General features: G+C 63.3%; 21 protein-coding genes. 8 read left to right on the top strand and 13 right to left on the bottom strand.

Features of this window, described 5'->3' with window-relative positions:
- The coding region (locus tag HKL97_RS12780; protein ID WP_291425963.1) for an ABC transporter ATP-binding protein at window positions 1–1104 on the bottom strand (1104 nt) is incomplete at its 3' end.
- A 231-nt stretch (window positions 1105–1335) separates the two neighbouring features.
- On the opposite strand from HKL97_RS12780, the gene HKL97_RS12775 reads away from it, so the two are divergent.
- The 4 genes from HKL97_RS12775 (at window position 1336) to HKL97_RS12760 (ending at window position 4888) form a co-directional block, all read left to right on the top strand.
- On the top strand, window positions 1336–1902 hold the full coding sequence (locus tag HKL97_RS12775) for a cupin domain-containing protein (protein WP_291425961.1): 567 nt from the start codon (window positions 1336–1338) through the stop codon (window positions 1900–1902).
- A 145-nt stretch (window positions 1903–2047) separates the two neighbouring features.
- Complete coding sequence (locus HKL97_RS12770; RefSeq protein WP_291425959.1) at window positions 2048–3796, top strand: pilus assembly protein TadG-related protein; 1749 nt, start codon at window positions 2048–2050, stop codon at window positions 3794–3796.
- 82 nt (window positions 3797–3878) lie between these two features.
- Window positions 3879–4397 carry a TadE/TadG family type IV pilus assembly protein gene (locus HKL97_RS12765; protein WP_291425957.1) on the top strand — a complete coding sequence of 173 codons (519 nt, stop codon included), beginning with the start codon at window positions 3879–3881 and terminating at the stop codon, window positions 4395–4397.
- Window positions 4394–4888 carry a TadE/TadG family type IV pilus assembly protein gene (locus HKL97_RS12760; RefSeq protein WP_291425955.1) on the top strand — a complete coding sequence of 165 codons (495 nt, stop codon included), beginning with the start codon at window positions 4394–4396 and terminating at the stop codon, window positions 4886–4888. Before HKL97_RS12765 ends, HKL97_RS12760 begins: the two co-directional genes overlap by 4 nt.
- A 2-nt stretch (window positions 4889–4890) precedes the next feature.
- Here the strand turns inward: HKL97_RS12760 and HKL97_RS12755 are convergent, their stop codons facing one another.
- Entirely contained in the window at window positions 4891–6297 is a 1407-nt protein-coding gene (locus HKL97_RS12755) for a short-chain fatty acyl-CoA regulator family protein (RefSeq protein WP_291425953.1), read from the bottom strand.
- A gap of 192 nt (window positions 6298–6489) precedes the next feature.
- Here HKL97_RS12755 and HKL97_RS12750 point away from each other — a divergent pair, with 192 nt between their 5' ends.
- The 4 genes from HKL97_RS12750 to queC are packed head-to-tail and all read left to right on the top strand — an operon-like array spanning window position 6490 to window position 10879.
- Window positions 6490–7989, top strand: a complete 1500-nt coding sequence (locus HKL97_RS12750) for an MmgE/PrpD family protein (protein ID WP_291425932.1) — start codon at window positions 6490–6492, stop codon at window positions 7987–7989.
- A 14-nt stretch (window positions 7990–8003) separates the two neighbouring features.
- Window positions 8004–9149 (top strand): 2-methylcitrate synthase, encoded by a 1146-nt coding sequence (gene prpC, locus HKL97_RS12745; protein WP_291425931.1) that lies wholly within the window; start codon window positions 8004–8006, stop codon window positions 9147–9149.
- Between the two features lie 57 nt (window positions 9150–9206).
- Window positions 9207–10124, top strand: a complete 918-nt coding sequence (prpB, locus tag HKL97_RS12740; protein ID WP_291425929.1) for a methylisocitrate lyase — start codon at window positions 9207–9209, stop codon at window positions 10122–10124.
- Between the two features lie 53 nt (window positions 10125–10177).
- Window positions 10178–10879, top strand: coding sequence for a 7-cyano-7-deazaguanine synthase QueC (gene queC, locus HKL97_RS12735; protein ID WP_291425927.1), 702 nt, complete (start codon window positions 10178–10180; stop codon window positions 10877–10879).
- 120 nt (window positions 10880–10999) lie between these two features.
- On the opposite strand, the gene HKL97_RS12730 is transcribed toward queC, so the two are convergent.
- The 11 genes from HKL97_RS12730 to HKL97_RS12680 all read right to left on the bottom strand — a co-directional run bounded on the left by HKL97_RS12730 (window position 11000) and on the right by HKL97_RS12680 (window position 21372).
- Window positions 11000–12181, bottom strand: a complete 1182-nt coding sequence (locus tag HKL97_RS12730; protein ID WP_291425925.1) for an NAD(P)/FAD-dependent oxidoreductase — start codon at window positions 12179–12181, stop codon at window positions 11000–11002.
- A gap of 17 nt (window positions 12182–12198) precedes the next feature.
- Window positions 12199–13014: a heavy metal-binding domain-containing protein gene (locus tag HKL97_RS12725; protein WP_284258232.1), complete on the bottom strand. Its 816-nt coding sequence runs from the start codon at window positions 13012–13014 to the stop codon at window positions 12199–12201.
- 2 nt (window positions 13015–13016) lie between these two features.
- Window positions 13017–13934 (bottom strand): heavy metal-binding domain-containing protein, encoded by a 918-nt coding sequence (locus tag HKL97_RS12720; protein WP_291425923.1) that lies wholly within the window; start codon window positions 13932–13934, stop codon window positions 13017–13019.
- Window positions 13934–14314, bottom strand: a complete 381-nt coding sequence (locus HKL97_RS12715) for a hypothetical protein (RefSeq protein ID WP_291425922.1) — start codon at window positions 14312–14314, stop codon at window positions 13934–13936. The genes HKL97_RS12720 and HKL97_RS12715 overlap by 1 nt, the downstream gene beginning before the upstream one ends.
- Entirely contained in the window at window positions 14311–15534 is a 1224-nt protein-coding gene (locus HKL97_RS12710) for a toxic anion resistance protein (protein ID WP_291425920.1), read from the bottom strand. Before HKL97_RS12710 ends, HKL97_RS12715 begins: the two co-directional genes overlap by 4 nt.
- Window positions 15535–15645: 111 nt before the next feature.
- Window positions 15646–17064, bottom strand: coding sequence for an APC family permease (locus HKL97_RS12705; RefSeq protein WP_291425918.1), 1419 nt, complete (start codon window positions 17062–17064; stop codon window positions 15646–15648).
- 177 nt (window positions 17065–17241) lie between these two features.
- The gene (locus tag HKL97_RS12700; RefSeq protein WP_291425916.1) at window positions 17242–17706 is read right to left on the bottom strand and encodes a hypothetical protein; all 465 of its coding nucleotides are present in this window, start codon (window positions 17704–17706) and stop codon (window positions 17242–17244) included.
- Window positions 17706–18005 (bottom strand): flagellar biosynthesis anti-sigma factor FlgM, encoded by a 300-nt coding sequence (gene flgM / locus HKL97_RS12695; protein ID WP_291425914.1) that lies wholly within the window; start codon window positions 18003–18005, stop codon window positions 17706–17708. The genes HKL97_RS12700 and flgM overlap by 1 nt, the downstream gene beginning before the upstream one ends.
- Window positions 18002–18376 carry a flagellar protein FliS gene (locus HKL97_RS12690; protein WP_291425912.1) on the bottom strand — a complete coding sequence of 125 codons (375 nt, stop codon included), beginning with the start codon at window positions 18374–18376 and terminating at the stop codon, window positions 18002–18004. Before HKL97_RS12690 ends, flgM begins: the two co-directional genes overlap by 4 nt.
- An 18-nt stretch (window positions 18377–18394) precedes the next feature.
- Window positions 18395–19807 (bottom strand): flagellar filament capping protein FliD, encoded by a 1413-nt coding sequence (fliD, locus tag HKL97_RS12685; protein ID WP_291425910.1) that lies wholly within the window; start codon window positions 19805–19807, stop codon window positions 18395–18397.
- A gap of 80 nt (window positions 19808–19887) precedes the next feature.
- Window positions 19888–21372, bottom strand: coding sequence for a flagellin (locus HKL97_RS12680; protein ID WP_291425908.1), 1485 nt, complete (start codon window positions 21370–21372; stop codon window positions 19888–19890).
- Window positions 21373–21409 lie beyond the last annotated feature (37 nt).

Raw genomic sequence — 21409 nt, 5'->3', positions numbered from 1 at the left:
CAGCATGATATTCTCAGGCTTCAGCTCCACCGCCACCGCCTCGCCCGGCCGCCAGCTCCGCTCCGCCGCCTGGTTGTTGGTATCCAGCGCCAGCACAAACCCGCCCCCGCCCAGCTCAATGCGGTATTGTGTCGAGGCGCCCATATAAATCGCCTCGCGCACCGTGCCGGGGAACAAATTCTCCCGCCCTTGCGGCGCATGCGTGTCGTTATAAATCCATATCTTCTCAGGCCGGATCATCGCCATCCGCGCCGCGCCTATCCCGGCCGCGATCTTCAACACCCCGATCGGCGCCGCCGCCATGCCCCCGCCCAGCGGCTCAATCGCCCATATGTTCGAAAGCCCCAGAAACTCCGCGACAAACACATTGCGCGGCTTCTCGTACACATCGAGCACCGGCCCCACCTGCTGCAACCGCCCGTTTGACATCACGCCAATCCGGTCAGACATCACCAGCGCCTCATGCTGGTCATGCGTGACGAAAATAAACGTCATCCCCAGCCGCTTCTGCATCCGCAGCAGCTCTATCTGCAATTCCGCCCGCAATTTCGCATCCAGCGCCGAGAGCGGCTCATCCAGCAGCACCACCTCCGGCTCGTTCACCAGCGCGCGCGCCAGCGCCACCCTCTGGCGTTGCCCGCCCGAGAGCTGCCCGGCGTTGCGCGCCGCGAACGGCCCGATCTGCAACAACTCCATCATCGCATCCACGCGCTTCTTACGCTCGAGCTTCCTCACACCGCGCATACGCAGCCCGAACCCGATGTTCTGCTCCACATTCAAATGCGGAAACAGCGCGTAGGACTGAAACACCGTGTTCACCGCGCGCTGATGCGCCGGCACATCCTGCATTTCCCGGCCCGAGATCACGATCCGCCCCTCATCAGGCGTCTCAAATCCCGCGATCATGCGCAGCAGCGTCGTCTTGCCGCAGCCCGAAGGCCCGAGCAGCGTGAAAAACTCTCCCGCCTGAATATCCAGGTCTATATGATCAACCGCGGGAATGCTCCCCGCAAAGATCCTGGTAATACCCGAGAGCGATATCGCCCCCCGCGCGGCGGTAACCTTCTCCGGCCCCGCCGGCAACATCACCGCCCCGGGCATCATCCGCGTCCCCGGCGCCCACAACGCGCCACAGCTTCAACCGTTGGTCTGCTCAGGTGCCACGACACGCAAATCCCCGTTATTGTTGCCAAATCAGTCTCGCCCATGCCGCGCGGCGCCGTCAAGAATAATTGACCAATGTTAATGAAAACCCCCAAAAACGGTTTTTTTATTGCCCTGACAGGAAAAAACCTCCAAAAATGTTGAATATTCTAAACGCCGGGAACGAACATCATGTCCACCACCGCCCCCTCTGACGATATCGGCACCCGCCTGCGCCTGGTCCGCCAGATCTACGGCCTCACCCAACGCGAACTGGCGCGGCGCGCCGGCGTCACCAACGGCGCCATCTCCCTCATCGAGCAAAACCGCGTCAGCCCCTCCATCTCCTCCTTGAAGAAGATCCTCGACGGCATCCCCCTCTCCCTAGCTGATTTCTTCACCCACAACTTCGCCGCCTCCGACCAGGTGTTCTTCGCCGCCGCCGAGCTGACCGAAATCGCCTTTGGCGAAACCGTCTCCATGCGCATGGTCGGCGGCAACCTCAAGGAGCGCGCCCTGCAAATGCTACAGGAAACCTACCAGCCCGGCGCTGACACAGGGGAGGAAATGCTCCGCCACCAGGGCGAGGAATGCGGCATCATCGTCTCGGGCAGCCTCACCATCACCGTCGGCGCGCAGGAGAAAACCCTTCAACCCGGCGACGCCTACTACTTCCGCTCCGACATCCCCCACCGCTTCCGCAACCCAGGCTCCGCCCCCTGCCTGCTCATCAGCGCCAGCAGCCCGCCCAGTTTTTAGGCACCCTCGCCCCAATCCCCCAATGTTAAATTAATTCTAATGTACTTGTTGTAACAATTTCGTTATTACATTGCCGTATCGCCCCGCCGGCGGTATATTTAACAAATCATCAAGGCCGATATGAACTTTCTGGAAGCCGGGTCACATGCTGCATAAGCTGCTTCACAGTCGCTGTCTTGTTGCCCTCCAGGCCCGGCTCAAGTCCTTTCGGAACCGCCGCGGCGCCGTCGCGCTCATCATCGCGCTCTCCGTTCCCGTACTTCTCGCCACCACCGGCCTCGCGGTCGATGTTGGCTTCTGGTATCAGCAGCAGGACACCTTGCAATCCGCGACCGATGCCGCCGCTCTGGCCGCCGCCACCGCCAATAAAACCGCGGGTTATGCCGTAACCAGCCCCACAACCGCCGAGCCTTACGCCGTCACCGCCGCCAACAACGCCTCGAATTCACAATTCGGCCTCACAAGCTCAACCGTGAATCTGACATACACGCCCGGCACCCCTCTCTCCAGCGGCACCGACGGCACCACCATTTCCACCTGGCAAGCCACAGCCACCATCCCACGCGCCAGTTTCTTCTCCCGCGTCAAGGGCATGGGGCTGACCGGGCTGCTCCCCGGCACACAATCCACCTCTTCCACGGCAATTGTTAAAACCGTCACCAACACCACCGGCGGCGCCTGCCTGCTCTCGCTCGGCACCGCGGGCCAGTCCGTCATCGGCAACGTCAGCACCAACGGTAACACCATAATTACCGCCAATGGCTGCAATATCGCCGCGGATTCGAGCGCTGGCGCCCCTTCCTGCAGTACGAACTTCAGCCAAAACAACACGAGCAACGCGGCCATCACGGCCGTTGGCCAGGCGAGCATCACAACGACCAACACCACGGGAACAAGCATCCTCACCGCCGGTTGCGCCGCTACAAGTGGCCAGGCCGTCATCAGCGGCGCTGGCGGCACCACATCAAACGACTCTAACGTCCAGCAAGGCGCACCCATTGAAACCGACCCATTATACTACATGGGCGACGTACCAACCTTCTGGTACGATAACAGCACCAACCTCGCTTCAATTCCCCCCTGCGCTGAAATTACCCTCAGCGGCAGCGGCAATAGCGCTTCGGTCCTCATCACGCCGCCCCTGCAGGACAATGGAAATGATCTTACACGCTATACCTATTGCCTGTTCGATAGCTCCAGCAACGCCTACACAATCCCAACGCAGGGCACCGTCACCTTCGCCAGCGCCTCCAATAACACCAGTGGCGTGAGCTACTTCTTCAACAACGGCTTTTCCGCGGGGAGCCAAACCGCCGTCTCCTTTGGCCCTGGCATTTACTATTTTGACGGCACAGCCGGCCTGAGCGTAGGCGGCGGCAGTTCCATCACCACCACGGGCTCAGGCGCCACCTTCGCCTTCGCCGGCTCAACCTCATATAGCCTGGGCGGCAGCACCACGGCGTTCAACATGTCCGCCCCCAGCAGCAATTGCGTCGCGCCGCAAAACTATAACGCCCCCGCCGACTCCCAAAACCAGTACATTGCCAGCCTCTACAACATGACCTCAATCGAGAACGGCCAGGGCATTTGCGGCATTTTAATCTATCAGGCCCGCAACGACACGACCGTCGGCACCCTCTCCGGCGGCGGTGGTAATCTCGTCAACGCCACCATCAACGGCATCATTTATGCGCCAAAGGCAGGATTCGTTGACTCTGGACATTACAACATCGGCTCCACCAGCGGCGGGACTTTTGCGGTCCTGGCTGATAATTTCACAGTCAACGGCAACGGCACGCTTTCCGTGAGCATCGGCACCAACAGTAACGACTTGGCCGCTTCCCTGATCAAGGCCATCACCACCACCAGCGCTGAAGCTTTGCTCGTTCAGTAAAATGGCCATTCAACCAACCCGCCTGAAACAGGCGCTCCTTCGCTGGGTCCCGGCACACCGGCCGCGTGCTTCTCAACCGCTCGTGCAAGCCGCACTTCGCCTATGCGTCACCCGGCGCGCCAGCGCCGCCGTTGAATTCGCCATCTCCGGCCTGGCGCTCTTCGCCTTCATCATGGCCATCCTCAACTTCGGCCTGCTCGGCTTCTCTCTCGGCACCCTGGCGCACAGCGTCCAGGCCACGGCCCGCAAAGCCGCCGTGTATGCCTCCAACCAATACGCCACAACCGGCATCATGACCTGCCCAGATGCCGCCATGATCACAACATTTTTCAACGGCTACGCCCAGCCCCCGCTGCCCGGCGCCGGCACCGCCACGGGCAGCAACCCGCTCATCACCGCCACCTGGACCAACAACAGCTCAGGCGCCGGGGGGGGCGCGGAGTGGAACGGCGTATACCTCACCCTCACGGTTAAATATCTCTGGTCCCCCGTCGGCTTTAACATGTTTGTCAAAGGCATCCCCCTGAGCATCACCACCGCCGCCACCGTCATGGGGAGTTTTGACATTCCAACCGTCGTCTCGCCATCATGTCAGTCATGATCCGCCGCTTCCTTCAAAAAAACCGCAAGGCCAGCGTCGCGGTGGAATTTGCCCTGGTCACGAGCTTTTTCCTGCTCCCGCTCACCCTCGGCGCGGCGGATTTCGTCCTCATCATCACTGCCCAGGCCCAGGTCAACACAGCACTCCAGGCGCTTTACTACTTTGCCTGGACCAATCCGCTTTCGGCTAACAACCAGAACCAGTTGCAGGAGATCGTTTCGGCCATCAACGCCGCGTCGGTCTACCAGGTCACCCTGCCCGCCACCTTCTCCTCAGGGGCCGCCAACGGCTCGCTCACCTATTCCTGCGTCACCCCCGGCATCACGCCTACCTATGCCGCGGCAACAGGCCCCGGCCAATGTTCCTCAACCCAAATTCAACAAACCTACGCTACCTATAAACTGACCACCACAATCAGCCTGCCGATCAAACTCCCGGGCCTTCCCAGCCCATTCACCCTCACCTCCAAGGGCAGCATCCAAATTCAATAGCCTCAGCCCGGTTTCAACCGGTAGGGCACCACCCCGCGTTCGGCCGTGCCCATATCCAGCGCATGGCCCATCGGCGGCACGGAGCGGTGGCGGCAATTCGTGCGCTCGCACGCCCGGCACCCTGGGCCAATCGGGTCCGCCGCATCCGGGTTGCCCAAATCCAGCCCCGCCGCATACACCGTCAGCGGCGCGTATCGTATCTCGCACCCCAGCACCACCGCCACCGCGCGCGGCCGGCTGAGGTAGGACCCCCCGCCCCGCCCAACGGTCCGCGCGATGTTCAAATAGCTCATATTATCCGGCGTGCTGGCCAGCTGCACCAATACCTCTCCCGGCCGCGCGAACGCCCGGTACACATTCCAAAGCGGACATGGCCCGCCAAACTGCGCGAACTGAAACCGCGTGGCGCTGCTGCGCTTCAATATATTCCCGGCAATATCGGTCTTGGCGAAGTAAAACGGTATCCCCGGCAGCTCCGGCCGCTGCATCGTGCTCAGCCGGTGGCAAATCTGCTCAAAACTCGCGCCAAACTGCCGTTGCAAGCGCTGCACATCATAGCGCGCCGCCACCGCCGCCGCATGAAACATGCCGTAGGGCATCATCAGCGCCCCGGCGAAGTAATTCGCCAGCGCGATCCGCGCCAACCCCAGCGCCTCCTCGGTGGTGAACTTCGCGCGCCGCAATTCGCGCTCTATCAAGGGCCGCTGCTGCAACTGGCCGATCACATGCGCCAGCCAGAACATCTCGCTCTCCGGCGAGACATCCTCCGCCAGATGCAACCGCTTAGAGCCCCGGCTCAGCCGCCAGAACACCCCCTCCGCCAGCATCCCCGGCGTATGCGCCGTGGTAATCCCATGCACATCGCGCAAATAGCGCCGCATATCCTCACGCAGGCTGGCCGGCGCAAACCCCCATTCCTCGAACATCCCCTCCGCCGCATGGTCCAGCGCGGCAAAATGGTTCTGGCGGGACTGCACCCAGTCGCGCACCTCATCATAGGGAAACCTTGGCAACGCCCCGCCCGCGCGCGCCGCCCGCTGTTCCGCCTGCCCGCTATAGGCGCGGTAGAGCGTCATGAACGCTTCCGCAAACGCCGGGGCCGCGCGCACCAGCGCCCGCACCTCCGCCTGCGCCCCCGGCATGGCGCGGAACAACGGGTCCCCCAGATCCTCGCGCAGCTGGCTCTCGCGCCTGGCGTCCTCATGGTCCGCGAAATAACTCTCAGGCACGTTCAGCACCAAAGCCAGCCGCGCCAGCAGCACCGGCGTCAGCGGCCGCTGGTCACTCTCGATCTGGTTCAAGTAACTAGCCGAAATCTCCAGCTTCACCGCCAGCACCGCCTGCTTCAGCCCCGCCTGCTCGCGCGCCCGGCGCAGCCTGTCGCCTGCAAATATTTTCTTCTCAGCCATGCCAAATTCTTCGCAAAATTTACAAACCGGCGCAAGGCGTTCACCATTATCCGCAACCCAAACCCTGGACGCTCCCAACATTTGGCGCGATGAACACGCCGGACCTCGCGCCCCGCGCGAACAACCGCCTGCGCGCCAAACACCCAAGCCGCCAAAGCCGCCAGACACAAAAGACCAAGGAGCCACCGGAACATGAAACTCAACGAAGTTCGCGTTTATCCCTCAAAAGTCACGCTGAAGCGTGAAGACCAGCTGGCCTGGAAGATCGCCGGCGTCGCCGCCGACAAAGTCGCCGTCACCAAGGATGTGACCGACATGATCATCAACCGCATCATCGACAACGCCTCCGTCGCCATCGCCTCCGTCAACCGCCGCCCGGTGGTCTCGGCGCGCGGCGGCGCCCTCGGCCACGCCCGCAAAGGCGGCGCGCAAATCTTCGGCGCCCCCGCCCGCGTCACCGTCTCGCCCGAATGGGCCGCCTGGGCCAACGGCACCGCGGTGCGCGAGCTTGACTATCATGACACCTTCCTCGCCGCCGACTACTCCCACCCCGGCGACAACATCCCCCCCATCCTGGCCGTTGCCCAAACCCTGGACCGCTCCGGCCGCGACCTCATCCGCGGCATCGCCACGGGGTATGAGATCCAGGTCGATCTGGTGAAGGCGATCTGCCTGCACGAACATAAAATCGACCATATCGCCCATCTCTGCCCCGCCCAGGCCGCCGGCATCGGCACCCTGCTCGGCCTCAAGCAGGATGTCATCTACCAGGCCGTGCAGCAGGCCGTGCATGTCTCCTTCACCACGCGCCAGAGCCGCAAGGGTGAAATCTCCTCCTGGAAGGCCTTCGCCCCCGCCCATGCCGGCAAGCTGGCCGTTGAGGCGGTAGACCGCGTGATGCGCGGCGAGGGTGCGCCGAGCCCGATCTACGAGGGTGAGGACTCCGTCATCGCTTGGCTGCTCGGCGGGAAGGATGCGGTATATCACGTCCCCCTGCCCACCCCCGGCGAGGCCAAGCGCGCCATCATGGACACCTACACCAAGGAACACTCGGCCGAATACCAGTCCCAGGCGCTGATCGACCTTGCCTTCCGCATGCGCGATTCCATCGAGAATGTGGACGCCATCGAGAAGATCATCATCCACACCTCGCACCACACGCATTATGTCATCGGCACCGGCGCGAACGATCCGCAGAAAATGGACCCGAAGGCGAGCCGCGAGACGCTCGACCACTCGATCATGTACATCTTCGCGGTGGCCCTGCAGGATGGTTTCTGGAACCATGAAACCTCCTACGCGCCCAAGCGCGCCGGCCGCGCTGATACCGTGCGCCTGTGGCACAAGATCAAAACCGTTGAAGACCCGGAATGGACCCGCCGTTACCACACGCTGGACATCTCCGAAAAAGCCTTTGGCGCCCGCGTCGAGATTCTCTTCAAGGACGGCTCGAAGCTGGTCGACGAAATGGCCGTCGCCAACGCCCACCCGCTTGGCGCCAAGCCGTTTGAGCGCGCTGACTATATCCATAAGTTCCAGCAGCTCACCAACGGCATCATCACCACCCGCGAGAGCAACCGCTTCCTTGAGGCCGTGCAGGACCTGCCCAAACTCGCCGCCGGCGAACTCTCCAGCCTGAACGTGGCGCTCCCGGCTGGCGAACTGCTCGACTCCAAGCCCGGCATCTTCTGAGAAAGGACGCATCGATGAACGAAAGCGTCCTGCCCAAGCCGAAGAAATCCGTCGCCCTCTCAGGTGTTGCCGCCGGCAACACCGCCCTTTGCACCGTTGGCCGCTCCGGCAACGATCTGCATTACCGGGGCTACGATATTCTCGACGTCGCGGATGCCTGTGAGTTCGAGGAGATCGCGCATCTCCTCGTCCACGGCAGCCTGCCCAACGCCGCGGAGCTGAAAGCCTACAAGCAAAAGCTGCGCGCGCTGCGCGGCCTGCCGGCCACTGTGAAGATCGTGCTGGAAGCCATTCCCGCAAGCGCCCACCCCATGGATGTCATGCGCACCTACGTCTCCGCGCTGGGCTGCACCTTGCCCGAGGCGCATGACCACAACCAGCCGGGCGCCAGGGACATCGCGGATCGTCTGATGGCCTCGCTGGGCTCTGCGCTGCTCTACTGGTATCATTTCTCCACCAACGGCAAACGCATCGAGGTGGAAACCGGCGATGATTCCATCGGCGGCCATTTCCTGCACCTGCTGCACGGCACTGTGCCTTCCGAGAGCTGGGTGCGCGCCATGCACACCTCTCTGGTGCTCTACGCCGAGCATGAGTTCAACGCCTCCACCTTCGCCGCCCGCGTCATCGCCGGCACCGGGTCGGACATGTACTCCGCCATCGCCGGCGCCATCGGCGCGCTGCGCGGCCCCAAACACGGCGGCGCCAACGAGGTCGCGTTCGAAATCCAGAAGCGCTACGCCAACCCGGACGAGGCCGAGGCCGACATCCGCGCCCGCGTCGCCAACAAGGAGGTCGTCATCGGTTTCGGCCACCCGGTCTACACCATCGCCGACCCGCGCAACGCCGTCATCAAGCGCGCCGCCAAAAAGCTCTCCGATGAAGCCGGTTCCACCAAGATGTTCGACATCGCCGACCGCCTTGAAACGGTGATGCTGGAAATCAAGAAAATGTTCCCGAACCTCGACTGGTTCTCCGCCGTTTCCTACCACATGATGGGTGTTCCCACCCTCATGTTCACCCCCCTGTTCGTGATCTCGCGCACCTCCGGCTGGAGCGCGCATGTCATCGAGCAGCGGATCGACGGCAAGATCATCCGGCCCTCCGCCAACTATACCGGCCCGGAAAACCTGGAATTCGTGCCCCTGGCGAAACGCTAATTGCTCCCCCGCCGGGTTATCCTGGCGGGGATTTTTTCCTCTCAAGGAATTATCATCATGCCTTATCTGCGCGCATCAGACCTCCCCACCCAATCCGCCGGCGAACGCTTCCGCGCGTTGCTCGCCCGCCCGGGCATTCTGCCTCTGCCCGGCACGCATAACGGCCTCGCCTCGCAGCAGGCCAAGGCCGCCGGCTTCAACGCCTGCTACCTCTCAGGCGCCGCGATGACCGCCTCCATGGGCCTGCCCGACCTTGGCATCATCACCGTCGATGAAGTCTGCTTCTTCATCAAACAGGTCACCCGCGCATCGGGCTTGCCCGTATTGGTCGATGGCGACACCGGCTACGGCGAAGCCCTGAACGTGATGCACATGGTTCGCGCCTTCGAGGATTCCGGCGCCGCCGCCGTGCATCTCGAAGACCAGATCCTGCCCAAAAAATGCGGCCATCTGAACGACAAAAAACTCGCAACCCCGCAAGACATGGCAGCCAAAATCGCCGCCGCCGCGCATGCCCGCCGCCACCTCTACATCATCGCCCGCACCGATGCCGCTGCCTCCGAGGGCATGGATGGTGCGGTGGCCCGCGCCAAGCTCTACATGGAAGCCGGCGCGGATGCGATCTTCCCCGAGGCGCTCAACACCGAGGAAATGTTCCGCGAGTTCGCACGCCGCATGCCCGGCGTGCCGCTGCTCGCCAACATGACCGAGTTCGGCCGCACGCCGTTCTACACCAAGGACCAGTTCGAAGCCTTCGGCTATAAAATGCTGATCTGGCCGGTCACCAGCCTGCGCGTCGCGGCGCTGGCGCAGGAGAAACTCTACCGGAGCATCATGAAGGACGGCGGCGCGCAGAACTGCGTGGACCAGATGCTGACCCGCAAGGACCTCTACGCCACCATCGACTACGAGGGTTTCGAGGCGCTGGACGCCACCATCGTGAAAACCATCGTGCCGGAGGTCATCTCGCGGTAAACGGCGCGGGCATGACGCTTGACGCCGCGCGCCAATCCGGCGACTCAAGGCACATGGACCAAAACCGCAAAGCCCTCGTTCTGTTCTCCGGCGGGCAGGACTCCACCACCTGCCTCGCCTGGGCGCTGGAGCATTTCACCACGGTCGAGACCCTTGGTTTCACTTATGGCCAGCGCCACGGCATCGAGATGTCGGTGCGCGGGCCGGTGCGCGAGGCGATCCGCGCCGGTTTCCCCGCCTGGGCGGAGAAACTGGGCGAGGACCATGTGATCGACCTCGCCGTGCTCGGCCAAGTCTCTGAATCCGCCCTCACGCGCGAGAGCGAAATCACCCTCGCCGCCTCCGGCCTGCCGACCACCTTTGTCCCCGGCCGCAACCTCGTCTTCCTCACTTTCGCAGCCATGCTGGCCTACCGCCGGGGCGCGCGCCACATCATCGGCGGCATGTGCGAGACCGATTTTTCCGGCTACCCGGATTGCCGCGATGATTCGGTGAAAGCCATGCAACTGGCGCTCAACACCGGCATGGGCACGAATTTCGTGCTGCACACGCCGCTGATGTGGATTGACAAAGCGCAGACCTGGAAACTGGCGCAAACCCTGGGCGGGGCGGCGCTGGTTGAGTTGATCCGCACCGGCACCCACACCTGCTACAACGGCGAGCGCGGCCAGCTGCATGGCTGGGGCTACGGCTGCGGCACCTGCCCGGCCTGCGTGCTGCGCGCCCAGGGTTATACGCAATTCAAAACTTGTTAATTTTCCGTACCGAACCCGCACAAATTGGGGCGCAAGCAAAAAATTCAGCTAAACTAACAGAGCGTTACGCCAGAATCCTCACGGATGCTCCACGTGGAGCATCCGGAGCGCGAACCCGCTCTACAGCGCCTGCGCCGCCGAAAATCCGCTGGACCAGGCCCATTGGAAATTATAGCCGCCAAGCCAGCCGGTCACATCCACCACCTCGCCGATGACAAACAGCCCCGGCACCTCACGCGCGCCCATGGTTTTCGAGAACAGGCCATCGGTATCCACCCCGCCCACGGTAACCTCGGCCTTGGCGTAGCCCTCGGTTCCCGCCGGGGTGAGGGTGAAGCGGTTTATCATCTCCGCTGTGTTTCTCAGGGCTTTGTTGGGCATGTCGCCGATGGTGTGGTTGCCAAGCGGCGGTTGCAATAGCGCATGCGCGAGGCGCGCGGGCAGGAATTCTCCCAGCACGGTTTTCAGCTCGGCCTTTTTGCGGCTGGCCTTGCGTTCCAGCAGCACCTCGTAAGCGTCCTGGCCGGGGAGCATGTCCAGCACCAGCGTGCCGCCGGGCGGCAGGTAGGAGGAGATCTGCAAAATCGCCGGGCCGGAGAGGCCGCGATGGGTGAAGAGGGTGTTTTCGCGGAACTTGCGCTTGCCGTGGCTGGCGATGGAGTCAAACGAGACACCGCTCAACCCCTGCATCCAGGCCCAGCGCTCGCCGGTGAACACCAGGGGCACCAGACCGGGGCGGGTTTCCACGATGCCGAGGCCAAACTTGCGCGCCATGTCATAGGAAAATCCGGTGGCGCCCATCTTGGGGATCGAGAGCCCCCCGGTTGCCAGCACCAAAGCGGTGGATTCCACGGTGCCGGCCGTGGTTTCCACACGGAAATGCTCGGCTTTTGAAATTTCGGTGACGCTGTGCCCGGTGCGCAGTTCCACCCCGGCGGCGGTGCACAGGCCAAGCAGCATGGCGAGAATTTCCTTCGCGGAATTATCGCAAAACAACTGCCCAAGTTTTTTCTCGTGATATTTTATGCCATGCGCCTCGACGAGCGCGATAAAATCGCCCGGCTTGAAACTGGCCAGGGCGGATTTGCAGAAATTCTGGTTTTTTGAGATGAAATTCTCAGCCCCAACCTTGGTGTTGGTGAAATTGCAGCGCCCGCCGCCGGAGATGAGAATTTTGGCGCCAGGTTCCACCGCATGCTCAAGCACCAGGATTTTTTTGCCACGCCGCCCCGCCATCGCCGCGCAGAAAAGCCCGGCTGCCCCGGCGCCGATGATCACGGCGTCGTAGTGTTTATGCGTCAAAATATCTGGTCCTGATTCTAGTCGTTAACCGAGAGCACCATGATCGGGTCGGGGATTTTATCGGGGGCGATTTCCTGATCCAGCGGCAGAACCGCCGTGCCGATGGCGAAGAATTCGATGACATGAGTTTTCCAGCCGAAGCTGCCTTCATGAATGTCCACCCCCACCACGCCTTCCGCCTTGGCGGCCGCAGCCTCGAACTGCATGCGCTCGACCGCGATTTCGCGCGCCTCGTACATCGCGGCGGTGAAATTCTCCAGCTCCACATTGCGCCCCACCGTGCCCAGCCCCGAGAGCACGCCGCGATGCGCGACATGATAGACGCAACTGCCCATCACCATCTCCACCGGGCGGTAGCCGGCGTGCAGCAGGGACCAGAAATCCTGGCCCGATAAATCCGAAGTGAAGGGTCCGCCATCATGCGCGCGGAAGCCCTTGTGCCCCTCGCCGTGGACGACGCCGGTGCCGATGGCGATGAACTCAAGCAATTGCTCGTCCCACTCCAGGCGCTTGATGGTGAGTTTGACGCCGACAATGCCATCGGCCCCCATGGCGGAGGCTTCGGCGCGCATGCGCGACATCGCCAGCTCGCGCGCATGATACATGGCCTTGGAGAGCACATCCATCTCCTGGCTCTTGGACCAGGAGCCGTATTGGATGCCGACGTGATACACGCAGGAGCCGACGCACAGGCCGATCGGCTCGAACCCCGCCTTGCGCACCAGCAGGAATTCGTTGACCGAGAAATCGGAGGTGAAGACGCCGGTGGAATGCGCGCTGCCGCGCAAGCCTTTCAAACGCTCCTGCGCGTGGGCGGGAAGATCCAATGTCATGGCTAGATGGCTCCGTCTTGTTCGTTGCTGGCGTAGGATTGGTGGTGCGGCTTGCGGCCCTGTAGCGGGGTTTTGCCGGCGCACATATCCACCACCATGGAGATGTCATGCGGCAGGGGCGTGCCGCGCCGCGCGTCCACCGTGGTGGCGATGACGATGTAGCGCGCGAGGTATTCCTTGAACTTGCGCTCATTCACCTCGCGTTCGCGGTCAAACATCTGGGAGAAATTCACATGCGCGAGCACGCCGTTGCCACGCGGGCGGGCGGCTTCACGCAGGTTCGCATGCGCGCGGTTGCGCACATCGTTCCACAGGGATGAGAGCTGCGGCGCCTCGATATTGCCCATCCACGCCTGGTTGGCGCTGTTGTTCCAGTCGCTAAGCCATTGGTAATGCGCGCCGATGGCGATGCCGGTGGGGACCACATCGGCCTCCAGCAGCTTCACGAACTCCAAGGCCGGGACGGTGGCGATGACCGGGTCTGACGAGGGGGGCAGGCCATCAATTTTCACCGCCGTGCCGAGCAGGGTGAAATCCATGCTCTCGCCAGTCTCAAGCGGGATGGTGCGCATCTTCACATCGAGCACCGCATTGGCGCCGCAGGCCTTGGCCTCTTGCGCTAGGCGCGCCAGGGCGGCTTCCCAGCCCTGGGAATGGCCCAGGGTCCAGGAAAAACCGTAATGCAGCCAGCAGGTGGCGGAGATGGCGGCGATGGGTTTGAGCCCGTGCGCGCGGGTGATGAGCAGCTCCGCCGGGGTGAGGGTCGCCATCCAGGGTTTGGCGCCGGAGGCAGCACCTTGCAGGCGCTCCAGCGTGGCGGTGGGGATGCGGTTGCCGCGCAGGCTCATGAGAATGTCCGCCTGGCGGCGCAGCTCCTCCGGCGCGGGGGCTTTGGGTTTGAAGTGGTCGAAGAGTCCCATCAGCTTGCCATGAATTGTTGCAGCGAGGCGCTCAGGCTTTGCGCATGGGCGGAGGCGTTTGCGGTCTCCTGCGCGAGGCGGGCGAACCATTCGGCCGGGTCCATGGTCTTGGTGTTGAGCGTGATGCCCCGCACCACCATGGCGATGCTGGCCTGCAACCGGCCGCCGGCAAGCTCCAGCTGGTAGCGGTTCTCACCAAGCTCGATGCTGACGCCGGTGATGGTGCCGGTTTTGGCGAAGAAGCCCTTTTTCTCCTGGATGGTGACCAGCGCGGGCATCGCCTCCTTCAGCCGCAGGGCGAAGGCGCCAAGGTTGCTCTGGGCATCGGCTGAGAAGCGGCGCAGCCAGGCGGCCTGCATATCGAAATCCAGCTCGCTCATGGGGCGATGGCCCGCGCGTTGGCGCCCTGCATGCCGCGCACCAGATTGTCGCGGATTTCGGCCAGTTTCTGCTCGCGCCCGGCATCGGCGGCGGCGACTTCGCGTTCGATGTCGATAACCTCGTTCATGCTGGCGATGGCTTCATCGGCCACCTGGGCCAGAACCTCGATGTTGCGCGGATCGCCGCCGAGGGAGCGGGCGGCGGAGGTCGCGGCCTCGTGCGCGCCCTTGGCGGCGAGCAGGGTGATCTGGCGGTTGGCTTCTTCCAGCTTGGCCGAAGCCTCGGCGGCGTTGCGGATTTCCACCTGCACCACGGCCTGGGAGGCCACGGCCATGAGGCGGGGGATGACCACCAGCAGCCCGTTGGAGATTTTCATCATGCGGGTTTCAGCCGCCGAGCGGTTCTGGCCGATGATGGGGATGAGCATGGCCGAGCCGACGAGGGCCTCGCGCATATCCGCCACCTTGCCGCGGAAATTGGCGATGGCGCCGCGGAACGCCTGGACCTCGGCGGCGTCCGCGGGGTCGTTGGTTTGCACGGCATGCTGGCGCTTGGCTTCCAGCTCGGCCTGGGCGCGGTCCAGCGCGATCTGCCCGGCGGCGATTTCCACCTTCAACCCGTGCAGGGATTGGCGGATGGCCAGCGCCTGCTGGTCCAGCAGTTCGATGGTGACGGCAAGATCAGCCTTGGTTTTGCGCGCCTTGGCCTGTTGGTCGTCCATGAGGGTGAGGAATTTTTTGCGGTTTTCGGCAAAGCCCTTGAAGGCGGTGTTGGCATCCGCGATGGCGCCGAGCAGCTTGCCGACCAGGCCCTTTTTATGCGCTCCGGTTTGGGATTCGGCCTGGAGGTCCTGGATGCGCAGGATTTTGATGCCGTCGATCACCGAGGCGGCGATGCGCCCGGCCTCGCCCGCGTCGCCCAGGCGCACCCCGGTGAGGAGCTGGCGGGAGGCGGCGGCGATGTTGGCCAATACGCCGTCACCATGGGCGAGCAGGGTGGTGGTCTGGGCAAAGTCTATCTTGGCCGCCGAGGCGGTGGCGGCGGCGAGGTCTTCAGGGGGAAGGTTGGCGACTTCCACCAGCCGCTCGGGCGCGGGTTCGGGCGCCAGGACCGGGTTGGCGGCGGCGGGTGTGAGCGCCTGCGCCGGGGCGGGGGCTGGCGGGTCCAAATTATCAAACACGGAAAGGTCGAGCGGGGCGGCGGAAATCGTCTGAGGCATGCTGAACTCCGGCGGATGGCGGTAGCCTAGCTTAAGGCGGCGTGGCTGGGCAACCGCACAAAAAAAGGGCGGCACCTTGCGGCGCCGCCCCTGGTTATTGCGATCAGGAGGTTAGTATTCCTCGTCCGCGACGTAGGAGCCGATGCGCTGCACCAGATCCGGGTTACGCTTGGCCAGGATGGCGCCGTAGATGACCGAAAAGATCAGCAGGGCGAGCGACAGCTTGGGATAGAGGTTGAATGGATAGGGCTGGCCGGGCTGCACCAGACCCCAGAGCGGGAACAGCATGGCGCCGGTGCCCAGCAGGGGCAGGATGAGGTGCTTGATCACCGAGAAATCCTCGCGGTGGTAACGCAGCATGTAAACCGGGAGGGCCAGGTTGGTGAGCAGGTAGGTCACGATCACGGGGATGGTGCCCAGGGTGCCGGTGTCGCCGAAGAGGGTGACCGGATCAATGTTGTAGGCGTAGCCGAACACCAGCACGATCGCCAGGGCGAGGAGGATGTAGGTCCACATCGCGGTGTGCGGGGTTTTGTGCTGCGGGTGGATTTTGCCAAAGAAGACCGGCAGCAGGCCCTCGCGCGAGGAGCTGAACAGAATACGCGCCTGCGCATTGGTCAGACCGATGAGCGAGGAGAAAATGCTGGTCACGCCGGCGATGTAGGCGACGATGAGCAGCCCGGCGGCGGAAGCCTTGAAGGCATCGACGAAGGGGATGGTGGAGGCGCTGATCGCGGTGAGATTGTTCTTGAAGGCGTTCTCGGTCGCGAAGGCGAGGAACATATAGAGGATGCCGATGGCCAGCGTGCCGGTGATGAGCGCGCGCGGCACGTTGCGGCGGGGGTTGGTGGTCTCCTCAGCCAGCATCGCCGAGTTTTCCCAGCCGATGAAGAGGTAGATGGCGAGGGGGAAGCCAAGGCCGATGCCCTTCCAGCCGCCGGTGATGCTGGAGAACATCAGAGGCTGCCAGGAGAGGGTGGCGCGGTTGACCCAGAGCATGATGACCGCGCCGATGAGCAGCAGGATCAGCTCGAAATAGAAGAAGATCGCCGCCCAGGTGGTGGACAGGCTGATGCCGCGCGAGACGAGCAGGCCGACGATGCCGGTGACGATGATGCTGAGCACCTGCCAGGGGATGTTGATGCCAAGGAAGAGATGAAGCGTGCTGGCGGCCCAGCCGCCGGCGATGACGACGACCGAGGAGGCCGCGATGCAATAGCCGACCACCACGAAGATGGAGGCGGCGGCACCGGCGAACGGGCCGAAGGACATGCCGATGAAGGTAACGAAGGAGCCGGTGCTGGGGCGGTATTTGGAGAACTCGGCCAGCGTGTTGGTGAGGAAGAGGATAACGACCATCGCGGTGAGGATGGTGAGCGGGGCGCCGACACCGGCACCGGAGACGATAAGGCCAAAGCCGAAGAAAAAGCTCATGGCCGGGGCGATGTTCGCCAATGTGGAGGCGATAATCTGAGATAGTCCCAGGCTATCCTTGGCGAGACGATGCCCGTCCCGTGCTGGTGCGCTCATGCTGTTTTTGCTCCCTGTTTTATGTGGTGGATGTAGTCGCACAGTAAGCTTTCGATCCAAATCGCTGACTCGTCAACCTCCTGGACGTGAAGGCCGGGCTTTGGGGGAGCGCACCCAAACTATGATTGCCTCTATAATGGCCGATTGCTATTGTGGCTGCCTGGTTTTGGTGCAGCTTCACGCTTCTGCGATAAGCCGCCCGCTCTCCTGCACACCCAGGGCTTGGAGGGTTTTCAGCGCCGCGTTGAGGCCGCGGTTGAGCTGTTGCGCGCGGCGGTTGGCCCCGGCGGAGCGCTTGGCGAAACGGGCCAGGGCGAAGCGCAACGCCTCGGCCAGGCCGGCGGCGTCTTCTTGCTCGATCTGGCGCAGTTGCGCGGCGGCGGCGGCCAGGTTGCAGGCGCCAAGTTGGCCCATGGTGTCAGTGATTTCGGCAAATGCCGGAGCGGCGGATTTGAGCGCCATTTCCACCACCACGGCGGCGGCGGAAATCTCATTCGGCTTGCCGGTGAGCATTAGACTATCGAGGGCTTGCAGCTTGCGGCTGAGATCTTCCACAAGCTCCATCCCTTGTTGCAGGGTCTGCGCGACGGAATGCGATGCAGGGCTTGCCGGAAGGGAGCGAAACTGCCCAGCGATGCCCATTATTTTGATCCTTTCATCACCGTGGCGATAGCCTGGGCGAGGTTTTCAGGCGTGACGCTGTAGGAGCCGGACTGCAGGGCGCTGCGAATTTGCGCCACCGCGGCGTGGTTAATGCCATCAGCCGCGCGGGCGGCGCCCAGGAGCTGGGTGCTGGTTTGAGCGGCGGCGCTCAGGGTCACGGAATCAGTCTGCGCGGGGGTGCTGGGAGCCGCGGTGGCGGGCGATTGAGGCGCGGCAGGCGGCGCGGCCGTTGCAACCGGAAGCGGCGTTTGGGGGCGTGGCGGGATTGTGTTTGTCATGCGGCGATCGCGCTTTCAGATGATTTTATCATGTCATGGTCCAGGAAGGCCAGGGCGGTCTCGAAATCGTCCAGCGCGGCCGGGCTGTTCTCGGCATTGGCGCGGAACAATGTGTAGCGCAACGCGGTGTAGATTGTCATCAAGGCTGGGCCGAGGGTTGAATCCGGCTCAGTATTGAGGATACCGGCCATGACGTCCAGCAATTGGTCCGCGCGCAGGATCATTTCCGACTTGGCTTGAATGTCGCCAGCCTCGATCGCCGCCTTCGCGCGTTTGCCGTAAAAGCGCAGGCCGCGCCAGCCTTGGCGCAGCCAGGAGACATCTGCCTCGCCGTCAAACATTCCAGCCCGGTAGCCTGTTGTTATGTCCATGCTCATGTCTGATTAGCCCTAGCCGCTGCTGCTGGTGGTGGAGGTGCTGGTGAAGATGCTGAGATAGGCCTGGGAAATAGACGCCGAGTTGGAGGCATTGATCGCCGATGTGTATTCCTGCACCAAAAGTTGAAGCTGGGCGTTGTTCTCTTTGGTGGTTTGGGTGATCTGGCTGTCAATGCTGTTGATGGTGGCCTGGAGGGCGCTGGTCTGGGAGCCGATATTGCCGGTGGATTTGGTGCTGGTGCCGCTCGTGGTGGTGGTGTTGGTGCTGGCGCTGCCCGAGCCGCCGATGGCGCCGGTGGTTATCGTGTCGAGAGCTTTATAGATCTGGCTGATGAGATTCTGCACCGCGGAGGGATTTTTGGCGTAGGCGGAGGAGAAGCTGGTACTGTTGAAGGAGACCGCGCCGGCGCTGCTCACCGTAAGGCCGATGGCGTTGGCGCTGATGCCGCTGGCGGCGGCGCCGCTCACCGTGTTGAGGAGCTGGCTGCTCAGATTGGTGGCGGTGAAATTGCCCAGCAGCGGGCCGGACTTGGCGGCGCTGGCCGAGGAGGCGCCGGCCGAGCTGGGGGGTACATATTTGGTTTGCTTGGCGATGGCGGAGAGCGCCGCGTTGAGGCTGGTGGCGACCGAGGATACGGCGCCGGAGAGGGTGGTGGGCGAGGAGCTGACCGTGACCGTGGTGTTGCCCGAGCCAACCAGGGAGATGTTGAGCCCCGCGACCGCACTGCTGAGGCTGTTGGTTTTGCTGGTGACCGGCACGCCGTTGAGGGAGAGCTTGGCATCGCTCGCGGTTTGGGCCAGGATTTCAGTGCCGGGGGCGGCGGAGCTGTAGGAAAACTGGGTCAGCGCGCCGGTGCCCGCGACGGAAAAAGCCTGGGAACTGCCGGTGGCGCTGCTTTGCAGCACCAGGCGCGCGCCCGCCGCTGTGCCGACAACGCTCGCCTGCACCCCGCCCGCGGCCTTGTTGATGGCGGCGGCGACGCCGTTGAGGGTGAGGCTGCCGGAGCCGACGGAGACTTTCTCGGTCTTGCCGTTTTTGAGGGTGAAGTTGAGTGAACCGGCGCCGCCGGTGAGCGAAGCCGCGCCGGAGCCCAGCAGGGAGGAATAAATCTCCTGGGTTTTGGCCAGGGTGACGCCGGTTAGATTATAGGTGCCGGTGGCGGCGGTGCTGGTGGTGGTGGCGGTGGCCACGCTGGTGCTCGTGCTGTTGGCCGAGCGGCTGTTGATGGTGGCGACGCTTTTGATGCCCGCGAGGGATTTGGCGAGGGTGGACATTGCACCGCTGATCGTGCCCCAGGCGGAAATGGTGGCTTTGTCTGTCGTGACCTGGGTTTGCATGGCGGTGATGGGGGCCTGCAAGCGCGCCTGCACCTGCGCGATCTGACTGGAGACCTGGCTGGAGCCGAGACTGCTTACGGTGGTCATGACACATCCCTGAGATTGTGGCGGATATTACGGGAAAGGCACGGGCCGGGGCGCGAGACCCCGGCCCGCCGGTTTCAGGCTTATGGCAGCAGGGAGAGATAGGACTGCTGCAGCTGGGTGGAGGATTTGAGCGCCGCAACGCCAGCCTGCGCCTGGATCTGCGCCTGGGTCAGCTGGTTGCTGACGGCGGGGATGTTGGCATCCTGCACCACACCAAGCGCGGTGGTGACATTCTGGCTGGTGGTGTTGAGGTTGTTGATATTGGCGGTCATCGCCTGCTGGGTGGCACCAAGCTGGCCGCCCTGGTTGTTCAGCGCCGCCAGCGCGTATTTCACCACGTTGATCGCCTGGTTGGCGCCCGAGGTGGTGCTGACGTTGATGGCGGACAAGGAATCCAGCGTAGAGCTGGATTTAACGCCGATTGCCGTGCCGTTGGTGACCGAGAAGGCCCCGCTGGACTGAAGCTGCGCCTGGCCCTGGATCACCGCGTTTTTATTGGTGGAGCTGAAGGACGTGGCCGTGCCGCCAACCGTAGTGAGGCTGCCGGACGCGGCGGCGCCGGTGTAATTCAGGATCATGTTCTGGCCCGCGGACTGCGAGAGAACCACGTTGCCGGATTTGTTCAGCGAGGCGGAGATGCCGCTCGTGGAGGTGCCGCCGTTGATCTGGGAGACCAGGGCGTTGGCGCTGGAGGCCGCGATGTTCTGCGCCGTGCCGATGGTGCCGGTGAGGCCGCTGCCGGCCTGGATGGAGAAGTTGAGCGACTTGCCGGCAACGAAGGTGGCCGCGAGGACGACCGAGTTGGTCGCCTGCGCCTGCACGCCGGTGGTGCCAGAGAGGTTGTTGACCGCAGTGGCGATGCTGGCGGCGGATTCACCCGTGGTGGAGACGATGGAGGCGCTGCCGCCGTTGTTGCCGATGATCTTCGCGGTGCCCGCGGTATAGGCGCCGACGGTGGCGGGGTTGGTGGCGCCGACGGTCATCTGGCCGCTGCCCGAGGAGGCTTTGCCCGATTTGAAAACAGCCGCGGAGGCGACCGAGGCGTTCATGCCGATGGCGCTCGCGGTCATTTTACTGATGGAGAGGCTCTGGGTCTGACCCTCATTGGCGCCGACCTGGAACTGCACACCCGAGAAAGTGCCGTTGAGCAGGCTGATGTTGTTGAACTGGGTCTGGTTGGCGATGGTGGAGACCTGGCCGGTGAGCTGGCCGACGAGGTTTTGCAGCGACTGGGATTCAGAGGAGGTCTGCGTGCCGTTGGCGGCCTGCACGGCGATGGAGTTGAGCTGCTGGGTGATGCCGATCTGCTGCGAGATGGCGCCCTGGGCGGTTTGCAGCAGGGAGACACCCTGGTTGGCGTTGGAGATCGCCTGGGTGATGCCGTTCAGCTGCGAGGTGAAGCCCTGGGCGGTGATATAGCCGGCCGGATTGTTCGACGGTGAGCTGATCGACAGACCGCTGGAGAGCTGAGTCTGCAGCATGTTGGTGTTTGCTGAAGTGGCGGAGATAGAGTTGAGCGCCTGGAGCGCCCCGGTATTCGTCATGATAGAACCTACGGCCGACATATTGAAAACTCCTTGGGTTGCGGTTGCCGTACCCATT

It is taken from the genome of Acidocella sp., assembly GCF_013044125.1.
Lineage (GTDB): Bacteria > Pseudomonadota > Alphaproteobacteria > Acetobacterales > Acetobacteraceae > Acidocella.
Note: the sequence above shows the minus strand (reverse complement) of the source record. Positions and strands in the feature narration are given on the sequence as shown.

Coding starts and splice junctions, on each gene's coding strand:
- HKL97_RS12775 (WP_291425961.1), top strand. CDS start 1,336: ATGTCCACCACCGCCCCCTCTGACGATATCGGCACCCGCCTGCGCCTG.
- HKL97_RS12770 (WP_291425959.1), top strand. CDS start 2,048: ATGCTGCATAAGCTGCTTCACAGTCGCTGTCTTGTTGCCCTCCAGGCC.
- HKL97_RS12760 (WP_291425955.1), top strand. CDS start 4,394: ATGATCCGCCGCTTCCTTCAAAAAAACCGCAAGGCCAGCGTCGCGGTG.
- HKL97_RS12755 (WP_291425953.1), bottom strand. CDS start 6,297: ATGGCTGAGAAGAAAATATTTGCAGGCGACAGGCTGCGCCGGGCGCGC.
- HKL97_RS12750 (WP_291425932.1), top strand. CDS start 6,490: ATGAAACTCAACGAAGTTCGCGTTTATCCCTCAAAAGTCACGCTGAAG.
- prpC (WP_291425931.1), top strand. CDS start 8,004: ATGAACGAAAGCGTCCTGCCCAAGCCGAAGAAATCCGTCGCCCTCTCA.
- prpB (WP_291425929.1), top strand. CDS start 9,207: ATGCCTTATCTGCGCGCATCAGACCTCCCCACCCAATCCGCCGGCGAA.
- queC (WP_291425927.1), top strand. CDS start 10,178: ATGGACCAAAACCGCAAAGCCCTCGTTCTGTTCTCCGGCGGGCAGGAC.
- HKL97_RS12725 (WP_284258232.1), bottom strand. CDS start 13,014: ATGACATTGGATCTTCCCGCCCACGCGCAGGAGCGTTTGAAAGGCTTG.
- HKL97_RS12720 (WP_291425923.1), bottom strand. CDS start 13,934: ATGGGACTCTTCGACCACTTCAAACCCAAAGCCCCCGCGCCGGAGGAG.
- HKL97_RS12715 (WP_291425922.1), bottom strand. CDS start 14,314: ATGAGCGAGCTGGATTTCGATATGCAGGCCGCCTGGCTGCGCCGCTTC.
- HKL97_RS12710 (WP_291425920.1), bottom strand. CDS start 15,534: ATGCCTCAGACGATTTCCGCCGCCCCGCTCGACCTTTCCGTGTTTGAT.
- HKL97_RS12705 (WP_291425918.1), bottom strand. CDS start 17,064: ATGAGCGCACCAGCACGGGACGGGCATCGTCTCGCCAAGGATAGCCTG.
- HKL97_RS12700 (WP_291425916.1), bottom strand. CDS start 17,706: ATGGGCATCGCTGGGCAGTTTCGCTCCCTTCCGGCAAGCCCTGCATCG.
- flgM (WP_291425914.1), bottom strand. CDS start 18,005: ATGACAAACACAATCCCGCCACGCCCCCAAACGCCGCTTCCGGTTGCA.
- HKL97_RS12690 (WP_291425912.1), bottom strand. CDS start 18,376: ATGGACATAACAACAGGCTACCGGGCTGGAATGTTTGACGGCGAGGCA.
- fliD (WP_291425910.1), bottom strand. CDS start 19,807: ATGACCACCGTAAGCAGTCTCGGCTCCAGCCAGGTCTCCAGTCAGATC.
- HKL97_RS12680 (WP_291425908.1), bottom strand. CDS start 21,372: ATGTCGGCCGTAGGTTCTATCATGACGAATACCGGGGCGCTCCAGGCG.